Raw genomic sequence first — 11173 nt, 5'->3', positions numbered from 1 at the left:
TCAAATTAATCAAATTAATCAAAATAATAATACAATAATATTAAATAAAAACTCTACTTTTAAGTGTTCTTAACAAGGGGGAGATTACATTGTATTCTCATTATCTTTTAAAACCTCCTCTTTAACTTTTCCTTGTAAAAAAGCTTCATTACATATAGGATATATAAAATTTGATGTTCCATAACCATCAAAACGCGTAGAACATCCGCTATTATTATACATTGTCAGTTTTGTGTAATTTTCACTTTCCTTTTTTAAATTTTTATACGTTTCAGTTACGTATTTATATAATACAGATTTTCCATTTATTGTATTAATTTGCCACCCAGGATTGTTTGTTATTATCCTTTGTTTTCCAGCTAATTTAGTATCTCCTTTAGTAAAATTTGAGGTATAAAAAGTTCTGAATTGATTTTCACCATATAAGGTTCCACTTTCTTTTGTTGTTTCTGGAATCGCATAAGTATAATCTCTAGTAATCGTATTATTATTGTTATCATCAAGAGTAATGTTTTTAACTCTTATAGTTCCTATAGATTCATTATGTTCAGGTACAATAAAAGTTTCTCTTTCAATCCATGATAATGTTGCGTAACAATCAATAGATTTTTCAGTTAAATGATCATAACCTTTTTCAATAGACATTTTAAAACTTTTACCTTCAATATCTGATGCTTTGTAAGGCGTTCCATTTCCCAATGTATATTGATAAGGATTTTTTATTATGTTTTGATTAGTAGATTTATTTAGAACGGATAAATAACAATTTCCAACTGTTTCTACTCCTGAACCATTATCATTATCTCCTGTGAAATTTAGTTTAACATCATATATTCGTATATTATTTCCTTTTCTCGCCTCAAAATCTAAATAATCATATGTAGACCTAGTATTATAAGTTTTTTCTACATGATAAATAATAGAATCAACACTTTCTTTCTTAAAATATTGATCAGCTTCATATTTAATAGTTAAACTTCCTTTTGTTGGGTATATAATCTTTTTTAGATTTCCTATGATTCCATATTCAAGATTAGGTTTTTTATCAGCTCCTCCATAAAAAGATGTATTCCCTTTAAAGTTAGTTATGGTAGCTGCTGGGATAGAAGACATCTGTCCGCTTTTACCATTATAAACCCCCCAATAATCTTGCGCAAAAGAGAAACGATTAATTAATGGTTTTTCTTCATAATATTCTAATCTATATTTTTGATTAGAAAATATCTCTTCAATCTCTTCTAATTTTAATCGTTTATCAATACCTTTAATTAATCTACTATCAATTAAGTTCATTTGCCTTGTTAAATCTTGATGAATATCAAGCGAAGGAGAAACAAAATAATTTGCGGTTTGGTTTAACTTAAATTTTTTAATAGGTTTACCATTATAGTCTATTACAATAATTTCTTCTAAAAAAACTTCTCCTGGTAAATCTTGTCGTTCTTTTTTACTATTATTTACATTATAATTAAATTCAATTGCATTATTCTCATACTTTATCCTTTTTAATACAGGTTCATTTGAAGATGAATAATACAAGCAAAAAGGCGATATATTAGGACCTGAACCTTGCGAATCATCATTAAAATAATTAACTGCTTTTATTTCATCAACTTTTTTTTGTTCTGAAAAACCAGTAGCAAACATGGTATGCGCAGGATGTTCATATTCATATTTAATTATTTTTTTATTTTTGGTTAAAATTTTTTCTAATATATATGTAGAATTTGAAGCTTCGGCCAAAACTGAGGCACAAGTGTTATAGTTATAACTTGACATTGGACTTGAAAAGAAAAATTCATTTCCTTGATCATCTATAATTATTATTGTACCATCTTGCTTTTTAATTTCAATAGGATAATATGGGATAGTAATTCCTTTTGAATTTTTAGAATCAATAATAAATTTCCCTGAATAGTTTCCAATACTATAAGAATAAATATCTGGTTTATATTCTTCTATTGGTTCCATCCCATTTCCTACTGCGGCCATTGCAATCTGATAAGAAGGATTGTCTGCACTTGTAACATCATTAGGATAAAATGTTCCTGGATCAAATATTTCTCTTGTATTATAGTAATCTTTGGCTCCTACAACTTGCATTGTCAATGATGGACCTGCATTAAGATTCCAACCTAAACCTACTCTTGAAGCTATTTCATCTACTTTAACACCTGCTGTTGAGTAATCTAACTGTATAGGTATAGTTAATCCATCAACCTGAATTGTGTAAATAGGGATATTAAAGTTTGCTACACCTGTATAACTACCTGCAGGAATATCAACGAATTTTGCAAATGCATATGCTTCAGGTGTTTTAGGATATAAATCTATATTATAATTATTACTATTTTCTCCTATACTCACCTGTCCAAAAACATTTCCTACAGCTAATAAAATAAATAGCACTATTTTTTTCTTCATAATTACTTTTTAATAATTTTAATAGATTCGGTTTGGTTGTCGGTTTTGATTTTTAGGATGTAAACACCAGCTGGATAATTCCCTAACGAAATTGGTGTTGAACGATACTTCACCTCTTTAGTTTGCAAATGTTGACCGGTTAAATTATAAACTTCAATTATTGCTTTTTCAAACTCTTTGTTGATTAAAACATTTACAAAGTCACGTGTAGGATTTGGGTAAGTTTCAACGTATACTCGTTTGATATCATCTTCTTCTTTTCCGAGTTTCACTAAATAAAAATCCGATTGACCTTTGTTTCCTTTAGCTTGTTGAGTAGAATTTCCAAATAGAATGATTGAGCCATCACGAGTGGTGATTGCTTTTTCGAGATAATTGAATCCCTCTTCTCCAAACTGTTTGTTCCAAACCTTTGAACCATTTTCATCAAAAGATTGAGTGATGTAATAACTCTCGATAGAATGATTGTTACTTTTTAATTGCCCTAACGTAGAGATTTTATTCGCTGTTAGAAGAAATTTATTATCAATTAATTTGATTTCTGTAATAGTCAAATCATTATCTATTTCTAATTCGGTTGTTTTTTGAGTTTGAAAAGTAAAATCGGTTTGAATAACCTTTGGGTTTAACTTATTTTCAGCCTTTTCTAGAATAGAAAACAAATAACCATTTTCATGTTCTTGAAATGAAATCAACTGATTTTCTGAATTTAAATTTAAATTCTGTTCAGAGATTATTTCTCCTTTTTGAGTAATCTGAACTATCCAAGCTCCATTAGAAGTTTGATCTATCGTTTTATTTCCACTTATAGGAGAGTTCGAATTGCCAACTAAAACAAAACCGTCTTTCGTTTCTATAACCGATTTGATTTTATCATCAAATGATCCACCATACGTTTTTTCCCAAAGGATTTCTCCTTTTTCATTTAGTTTGATGATGTAATAATCGTTTCCTCCAAAATTCTCGCTCTTTTTGTACTGAGAAGGTGTTGAGTTAGAATTAGCAGCTATTAAATATCCTTTATCTTTTGTTCGAATAATTTCTACAGGAATGTCATTCCCATTTCCGCCAAAAGAATTTTGCCATTGTGTTTTTCCTTGTGCATCAATTTTTATAACCCAAATATCTTCGTTCCCTTGGTTTTCACTTATTTTATCGCCAGATTTTGAAGATGTAGAAGCCCCTGCTAAAACATAACCACCGTCAGAAGTAGATTGAGCTGCATATAAAAAATCTGAACCATTTCCTCCAAAAGAATTTTGCCATTCTTGTTGACCGTTCTCATCCATTTTCCAAATGAAATAGTCTAAACTTCCTTGATTTTTCTTTTGAATATCTCCTATTGTATTAGAAGCAGAACTCCCTAAAATCAAGAAACCATAATCGGGTGTAGAAATCGCATTGTATAAATATTCTGCTTGTTCTCCTCCTATAGACTTTTCCCACATTATATCTTGTTGTGCTGAAATAGTATACATAGAAAATAAACAGAATACCGACAGTAGAGTTTTTCTCATATATCAATATTTACTTTTTTGCAAAAATAGTCTTTTTTACTATATTGACATTATAACGAAATCTATTCTATATCAATAATGTAATTTATATTTTCAATTTTACAAATCTCAAACAATTATCTAAAAATAAATTACGGTTTTACGTAAAATAAAATCCAAAAAAATAATTTCCCTACTATAGTAATTACATTTAAAAGAATTGCACGCCAAAAAACATCAAAATAGAAAAGGAGCTAATTAATAGCTCCTTTTTTATTTTGGAAAGTTTTTTTGCTAATTATTGTTTAGTAAATTAATATGCTTTCGCATATAAAACTCTGTATTTTGCAGGTTTTCCAGAGAAAACATCAACTCCTTCTGTAGGCGTTTCAAAAGCTTGAGGAATACAACGAATTGTTGCTTTCGTCGCATTTTTTACCGCTTCTTCTGTTTCTTCTGTTCCGTCCCATAAAGCTGAAACAAAACCACCTTTATTTTCGATAATATCTTTGAACTCTTCAAAAGTTGTTGCTTCTGTTGTATGAGTATCTCTAAAATCTGACGCTTTTTGGAATAAATTAGTTTGAATATCTTCTAATAATTTCTCTACTTCAGTTGACACATTATCCAACGCAATAAATTGTTTTTCTAATGTATCACGACGAGCAACCTCAACATGACCTTTTTCTAAATCTTTTGGTCCAATTGCAATTCGTACAGGAACACCTTTCAATTCGTATTCAGCAAATTTCCAACCTGGTTTCGTTTTATCATCATCATCAAATTTGATCGAAATTCCTTTCGCTTTCAATTCTGATGAAAATTTATCCACTACTTGACGAATTTCTTCTAATTGTTCTTCTGTTTTATAAATTGGAACAACAACAATCTGAATTGGTGCCAATTTTGGAGGTAAAACTAATCCTAAATCATCAGAATGCGTCATAATTAATGCACCCATCAAACGAGTAGAAACTCCCCAAGAAGTTGCCCAAACATATTCTTGTTTTCCTTCTTTGCTTGCGAATTTAACATCAAAAGCTTTTGCAAAGTTTTGCCCTAAAAAGTGAGAAGTTCCCGCTTGTAAAGCTTTACCATCTTGCATCAACGCTTCGATTGTATAGGTATCATCAGCACCCGCAAAACGCTCAGAATCTGACTTTCTTCCTTTTACAACTGGAATTGCCATAAAATTCTCTACAACATCTGCATAAACCTCTTGCATTTGTTGTGCTTCCACAATTGCTTCATCTTTTGTTTCATGAGCCGTATGTCCTTCTTGCCATAAAAACTCGGCAGTTCTCAAAAACAAACGCGTACGCATTTCCCAACGCACAACATTTGCCCATTGATTAATCAAAATTGGTAAATCGCGGTACGACTGAATCCAACCTTTGTATGTACTCCAAATAATTGCTTCTGAAGTAGGACGAACAATTAATTCTTCTTCCAATTTTGCTTCTGGATCTACAATTAATTTTCCTTTGTTATCAGGATCATTTTTCAATCGATAATGTGTTACAACCGCACATTCTTTCGCAAAACCTTCTGCGTTTTTTTCTTCGGCTTCGAATAAACTTTTAGGAACAAATAAGGGGAAATAAGCATTTTGATGACCTGTTTCTTTAAATCTTTTGTCTAATTCTGCTTGTAGTTTTTCCCAAATAGCATAGCCATATGGTTTGATCACCATACACCCTCTAACCTTCGAATTCTCAGCTAAATTTGCTTTTACAACAAGCTCATTGTACCACTTAGAATAATCCTCAGCACGAGTTGTTAATTTTGCCATAATCTTTTATATTTGTTGATAAGTTTCGTATCTTTACTTGGCATAAAAATTGCCTTTAAATTTATGCAAATTTAATTATTACAAACGATGTAAATTTATAATTATGAACAAAGTTTATAAAATTTCTGCAACTACATTAATTCTTGTGGCTGCATTAGGAATTTCATCTTGTTCGACTTATCAACCAAGTGGTTACGAAAGCGACGGAGTTTACTATAATCCGAAAACAGATAAAACCTATCAACAAGCTCAACTACAACATGGTAACGAGCAAGGAGAACAAGAAAATAAAGGGGAAATAAAAATTGGTAGTCCATACTTCGATGCAGAAGGAAATGGTGCTGAACAATTTTATTACCAAGATGATGTTGATAGCACAAATGATAATACTCAATCTAAATCAGCAACCAAAGTTAAAATTAACGGATATGGTTTAGGTGGTTACAATTATTTTGGAAACAACGACTATACATTAACTTATAACGGATCGAGTAATTATAACTGGGGACGTAATGATGGTGTAGAAATTAATATCTGGAACAACTATCCTTGGTACAGCTACGGATGGGGAGGTTTCTATAATCCATATCGTTGGGGATATTACAATCCTTGGTATGGTGGATGGTACGGAAACGGATTTGGTATTTCATTCGGATGGGGATGGAACGATCCATGGTATAATGGATATTATGGTTGGGGTTGGAATAGACCTTACTACGGTGGATATTACGGAGGTTACTACGGATGGAACAATTGGTACGGATATCCTGGTTATTATGGATATGGATATGGATACAATCGTCCAAGAGGAATTTATTCTCAACCAGGTTACAGAAATGGTGGTCGTTTAAATAACACGATTAATTCTACTCGTCCTGTTGGAAGTTTAAATGGTAGAAACAACCAAATCTCTACAGGTTTAAGACCAACTCGTGATAATACAATTAACAATACAACACGTCCAACTCGTGAAGTAAGACCGACACAAACACAACAGCCTACTTACAACACAAGACCGACTCGCGAAGCGCAACAATACCAACAACCAACGAGAAGCTATGAAAGAACAAATAGCATGAACAATTCTCGCCCATCATATTCTACACCTTCTCCAAGTAGAGGTAGTAGTATGAGTAGCGGAAGCATGGGAGGTGGTTCTCGCGGAAGTAGCACAGGAGGAGGCTCTCGTGGTGGAGGAAGAAGATAACTAGATTTAGATCATATAAAAATGAAAAAAATATTATTAAGCCTTTGTACCTTAGCTGGTACATTGGCTTTTGCACAACAGAACAAAGGATACGAAACTCAGTATTCTACAAATGCTATAAATTTATATTCGCAAGATATTAACAGCGGAAATGCTAAATATATTGGTGTTGGTGGAGCTGTTGGTGCATTAGGAAGTGACATTACTTCTGTCGAGCAAAACCCTGCTGGATTAGGAGTAGCAATTAACTCTGATGTCCAAGTAACAGCTGGTGTTTCTACTTTTAGCAACAAAACTAATTTCGGAACAAATATCAAAGAATCTGAAAGCAATTTTGATTTCCAACAATTTGGAGGAACATTTGTTTTTGCAAATGAAGCTTCAAAATGGAATCGTTTCACAGTTGGTGTCGCTTATCTTAATCAGCGTTTAGACAATTATTCATCAATTGGAACAAATGAAGGTATTAAATTTTCTGAACCAAATGGAACTTTCAATGGTTACATTAAAGATATTGATGGATACAAATCTAAATTCTCTGTTAATTTAGGAACAAGTTATGACGACAAAATTTATTTGGGGTTTGGATTAAACTTCCACGAAACTAACTATTCGGGTTACGAACAATATGCAGAGCGTGATGACGAGAATGGAAAAACCTACGTATACAATGCAGATGGAGCTCCATATAGTGAAATTGGGCAAGGATTTTCTTTCTCTTTAGGTGCTATTTATAAAGTGAATCACAATGTACGTTTAGGTGCGGCTTATCATTCTCCAGTTTGGTACAATGTTTCGGAAGATTATTATGCAGCAAACTTCATCAATAACGGAACTGCTGTAGATTCTTATTATATGTATTCTTCTGATTATGATATGACTCGTGGTGGACGTCTTGTAGGAAGTTTAGGTTTTGTTGTGGGTAAAAATTTATCTCTGGGTGCTGATTATACCTATCACATGAACAATGATACAAAATTAAAACCATCACAATATTTTAATTCTTCTAATAATTTTATCAATGATTTTGTAAAAAATTCAAGTGAAGTTAGAGTTGGTGCGGAATACCGTGTAGATCGTTTCAAAGTAAGAGCTGGTTATAATTATATAACTTCTCCTTACAAAGATTTTACGATGGATATTGCGAACGAAAATAATGTTGTAACAAACGCTGCTGTTTTATCGAAAGCATTTCAAGGAGATATTAATCGTGCAAGTTTTGGTTTAGGATATGATTTTGGAGGATTCTATATAGATGCAGCTTATCAATATCAAACTCAAAAATATCAACAATTGATTGGTGGAACAGATTATATTAATATTAATAATGAATTTGTTTCTTTACCTAATACTTATGCTCCAAAAGTTAAATTAGACAACAATTTATTCTTATTGACATTAGGTTGGCAATTCTAATAAAAAAAATAGATATAAAAAAAATCGGATGAAATTCATCCGATTTTTTTGTAGTACTAAATATTAACTTATCATAGTTTTAAACAAAAACTATTAGTTTATTCTTTTGATAGAAGACATTCCAGAAGTGCTCACTTTCGTTTTCAAACCATTTTCGTCTACATAACGAACAGAACTCGCTCCAGAACTATCAGCAGTCAAACTATTCACAGCCCAAACTGTTGTAGAACTTGCTCCAGAACAATCAACTATTACATTTGCAGCTTTTAAATCTTTTCCTATAAAAGAAGAAGCTCCCGAAACCGAAATGTTTAAATCCTGTACATTTCCAGAAATTTTCATACTTGATGCACCAGAATTATCAACCGAAATAGAATTAGAAACTACATCTAATTTTAAATTACTAGCTCCTGATAAATCAACCGCCATTTTTTCTACTTTCTGCGTTGGCAAAACGGTAACACTCGTTGCACCTGATAGATCAAACGAACGTAATTTTTGATGAGGGAATTTAATTTTAATAGAAGAATTTTTCAAGTTTACGGTTCCATTAATTTTCATAACCAAAACACCATTTTTCACTTCAGTCGTGATTCTATTCATAATATTATCTGGCGCTTCAACCGAAATTTGACCATTATAATTACCATCCTCGACTGTAACACTTATTGCGCTACTTACGTCAATTCCTTCAAAAGAAGCAACTTTACGCGTTTCCGTTACTGTATTACTACTCGCTTCTACTCGATCTAAATAATTAGAAGCTGGTGATTTAGAATTTAAATCAACCGAACAACTCGCAAATCCTAACGAACTGAATATTAAAATTGGAAGAAAAATGTATTTCATATAGATGTCTTTTATTATATAGACGCATTAACTTCTAAAAAGTTACAAAAAATATTCACTTTATTTATCATTCTAAATCAATCCGTCATAAATATTTAGTAATTTCGCTAACTATGAAAATCATCAGTTACAATGTAAATGGAATTCGCGCTGCGATGACGAAAGGTTTGGTTGAATGGTTAGAGGCTGCACAACCAGATGTTTTATGTATTCAAGAAACAAAAGCAATGCAAGAACAAGTGGACACAAAACCGTTTGAGGAATTGGGTTATCACATTTATTGGCATGCAGCAGAGAAAAAAGGATACAGCGGAGTGGCTATTTTCTCGAAAATAAAACCAAATCATGTACAAATAGGAACTGGAATAGATTATATTGACAGAGAAGGTCGCGTTTTGCGACTTGATTTTGACAATGTTTCGGTAATTAGTTTGTATTTGCCAAGTGGAACAAATATTGATCGATTAGACTTTAAATTACAATTTTGCGAAGATTTTAAAGATTATATCAAAGAACTTAAAATCTCTCATCCAAACATTGTAATTTGTGGCGATTATAACATTTGTCACGAAGCAATTGATATTCACGATCCTGTTCGTAATGCAAAAGTTTCTGGTTTTTTACCTGTCGAAAGAGAATGGATGACTGCTTTTCTTGATGAATGTAATATGATTGATTCTTTTCGTTATTTTGTAAAAGAACCTCATCATTATTCGTGGTGGTCTTACCGTGCAAATGCGCGCAATAATAACAAAGGTTGGAGAATCGATTACAATATGGTGAGTAATACATTAGAAAAAAATATGACGCGTGCCACGATTTTACCAGAAGCAAAGCACTCAGATCATTGTCCTGTTTTATTAGAATTAGACGTTTAAGATTATATAAATGAAAAAAATTGTACTTTGTTGTTTAACACTTTTTGCAATTGCAAGTTGCGTTCCTCAGAAACAACACCAAGAATTGGAAGCTAATTATTACAGAGCTTTAGACGATCAATCAAATACATCTAAAGATTTGACATTAGCTAATTTGAAAATCGAAACTCTTGAAAAAGATTTAGCAAAAGCTAAAAGCGAATTATACATCAAAGATACAGCTTTGACAAATGCGCAAGCTATGATTAGAATGGCTCAAAAAGAACATGATACTAATTTGCAAGAATTGTATTCTGCATTGAATAGTTCTGGAGAAAAATCAAAACTTTTCTATACTCAATTAAACGAAAAAGAAAAGCAAGTTGCAGAATTAACTCAAAAAGTAAAAGATTTAGATGCTAAGATTGATCAAAAAGATACAGAAATCTTCAATCTAAAAAGACAAATCTTAACACAAGAGATTAACCAAAAGGTTTCGGAAGCAACAGCTACGCCTCCTAAAACAACAACTCCAGCAAAACCAAAAACAACAACAAAAAAGTAAATATAAAAGTCTTATCATAATTGGTAAGACTTTTTTTATTCTTTAAATCGAAGTAACTTTGCAAGAACTAAAAAGTTTTAATGAAAGTTATTTGCGAAACAAAAAGTTTGGTCTTACGAGAGTTTTTTGAGATTGATGCATTCGAATTATTTCAATTAAATTCTGACAAAGAATTGATGAAAATCGTCAACGAAAAACCGTATAAATCTGAAGACGAAGCGAAGTTTTTTATCGAAAATATGGAGAAACATTACCAAGAATATGGTTTTGGTCTTTGGGGTGTTCACGAGAAAAAAAGCGGACGATTTGTTGGTTGGGGAGGTTTGCGCCAAACAAAATACGGCGCAGTTATCAACATTCGTCTGAAACGCAAATTTCAGAACAAAGGTTACGGAACAGAAGTTTTGAATGCAATTGTTGATTACGCAAAAAATGAATTGAAATTAGATAAAATTGCTGCAAAAGCAAATGTAAATCAACCCGAAACGTTGAAACTTTTACAAAAATCTAAACTTCAACAATCAGAAGAAAACGAATTAATTTATAGACACTATCCCACGAAGTGTG

General features: G+C 31.8%; 9 protein-coding genes. 5 read left to right on the top strand and 4 right to left on the bottom strand.

The window, feature by feature from the left end; translation table 11 throughout:
- Nucleotides 1–84: 84 nt before the first annotated feature.
- From B3R94_RS09355 to proS, 3 genes are all read right to left on the bottom strand, one after another.
- The gene (locus B3R94_RS09355) at nt 85–2424 is read right to left on the bottom strand and encodes a hypothetical protein (protein ID WP_291100311.1); all 2340 of its coding nucleotides are present in this window, start codon (nt 2422–2424) and stop codon (nt 85–87) included.
- Between the two features lie 2 nt (nt 2425–2426).
- Nucleotides 2427–3941 carry a T9SS type A sorting domain-containing protein gene (locus B3R94_RS09350; protein ID WP_291100308.1) on the bottom strand — a complete coding sequence of 505 codons (1515 nt, stop codon included), beginning with the start codon at nt 3939–3941 and terminating at the stop codon, nt 2427–2429.
- 292 nt (nt 3942–4233) lie between these two features.
- Entirely contained in the window at nt 4234–5712 is a 1479-nt protein-coding gene (proS, locus tag B3R94_RS09345) for a proline--tRNA ligase (protein ID WP_291100305.1), read from the bottom strand.
- Nucleotides 5713–5815: 103 nt separating this feature from the next.
- Between proS and B3R94_RS09340 the strand changes: the two genes are divergently transcribed.
- The gene (locus B3R94_RS09340) at nt 5816–6919 is read left to right on the top strand and encodes a hypothetical protein (protein ID WP_291100302.1); all 1104 of its coding nucleotides are present in this window, start codon (nt 5816–5818) and stop codon (nt 6917–6919) included.
- A gap of 21 nt (nt 6920–6940) precedes the next feature.
- Nucleotides 6941–8335, top strand: coding sequence for an OmpP1/FadL family transporter (locus tag B3R94_RS09335; protein WP_291100299.1), 1395 nt, complete (start codon nt 6941–6943; stop codon nt 8333–8335).
- A 93-nt stretch (nt 8336–8428) separates the two neighbouring features.
- Here the strand turns inward: B3R94_RS09335 and B3R94_RS09330 are convergent, their stop codons facing one another.
- On the bottom strand, nt 8429–9184 hold the full coding sequence (locus tag B3R94_RS09330; RefSeq protein WP_291100296.1) for a head GIN domain-containing protein: 756 nt from the start codon (nt 9182–9184) through the stop codon (nt 8429–8431).
- Nucleotides 9185–9297: 113 nt separating this feature from the next.
- Here B3R94_RS09330 and B3R94_RS09325 point away from each other — a divergent pair, with 113 nt between their 5' ends.
- The 3 genes from B3R94_RS09325 to B3R94_RS09315 all read left to right on the top strand — a co-directional run.
- Nucleotides 9298–10062 (top strand): exodeoxyribonuclease III, encoded by a 765-nt coding sequence (locus B3R94_RS09325; RefSeq protein ID WP_038332724.1) that lies wholly within the window; start codon nt 9298–9300, stop codon nt 10060–10062.
- Between the two features lie 10 nt (nt 10063–10072).
- Nucleotides 10073–10606, top strand: coding sequence for a hypothetical protein (locus B3R94_RS09320; protein WP_038332722.1), 534 nt, complete (start codon nt 10073–10075; stop codon nt 10604–10606).
- Nucleotides 10607–10686: 80 nt separating this feature from the next.
- On the top strand, nt 10687–11173 hold a 487-nt coding region (locus B3R94_RS09315), incomplete at its 3' end, for a GNAT family N-acetyltransferase (RefSeq protein WP_291100293.1).

Origin of the sequence: Empedobacter sp. UBA7611, from assembly GCF_002484365.1 — a bacterium.
GTDB classification, from domain to species: Bacteria; Bacteroidota; Bacteroidia; order Flavobacteriales; family Weeksellaceae; genus Empedobacter; species Empedobacter falsenii_B.
The sequence above is the reverse complement of the archived record's forward strand: the minus strand, read 5'-3'. Positions and strand labels throughout refer to the sequence as shown.